Annotated in this window: 1 protein-coding gene; it reads left to right on the plus strand. The window is 66.5% G+C overall.

What is annotated here, in order from left to right; translation table 11 throughout:
- Positions 1-781, plus strand: a 781-nt coding sequence (locus tag AWZ10_RS34645) for a lactonase family protein (RefSeq protein ID WP_159058448.1), incomplete at both ends; no start/stop codon positions are given.

Consider the following 781-nt stretch of genomic DNA (forward strand, 5'->3'; position numbering starts at 1 on the left):
TGCTGGCGGTCAACGCGGGCAGCAACACGGTGACCTCGTTCCGCGTCGAAGGACGCAAGCTGACAGACCGGAAAGTCGTCGGTTCCGGTGGGGAGTTCCCCGCCGGCGTCGCGGTGTACGGCAACGTCGCGTACGTCATGAACGCCGGCGGCGAGGGGAGCATCCAGGGCTTCAAGATCACCGGCAGGGGGCTCAAGCCGCTTGCCGGGTCACATCGTTCCCTGGGCCTGGACAACGAGGACATCCCTCTCTTCTCCAGCTCGCCAGGCGAGGTCGAGTTCACTCCGGACGGCCGCAACCTGGTCGTCACCACGAAGTCCAACAACACAGTCGAGGTCTTCCCCATGCGGCGGAACGGCCTGCCGGCCGTGGCCGAGCCGGTCGTCAACGATTCGGCGGGAGGCGTGCCCTTCGCCATCAGCTTCGACAGGACGGGGAAGCGGATGCTGGTTGCCGAGGCCGAGAAGTCCACGGTCACCACGTACAAGGTGAGGCGTGACGGAAGGCTGAAGGTCGTTCAGGAGCCGCTGGCCAACGGACAGGAGACCCTGTGCTGGCTGGAGCGCGCCGGTGACTACTTCTACGGCGGCAACACCGGGAACTCCGTCGTCACCGGCTACCGCCTGGACAAGGGCGGCCGGCTCTCCCTGACCAACGAGGTGGGCATCGCGACCCCGCCCTCGGCCAACTCGCAGGGTGTGATCGATCTCGCCGTGACGGAGGACGAGAAGTTCGTCTACGTCCAGAACGCGGTCTCCGGCACCGTCGACGGCTTCCGTGT

The sequence above is a fragment of the Streptomyces europaeiscabiei genome, assembly GCF_001550375.1.
In the GTDB taxonomy this organism is placed as follows: Bacteria; Actinomycetota; Actinomycetes; order Streptomycetales; family Streptomycetaceae; genus Streptomyces; species Streptomyces europaeiscabiei.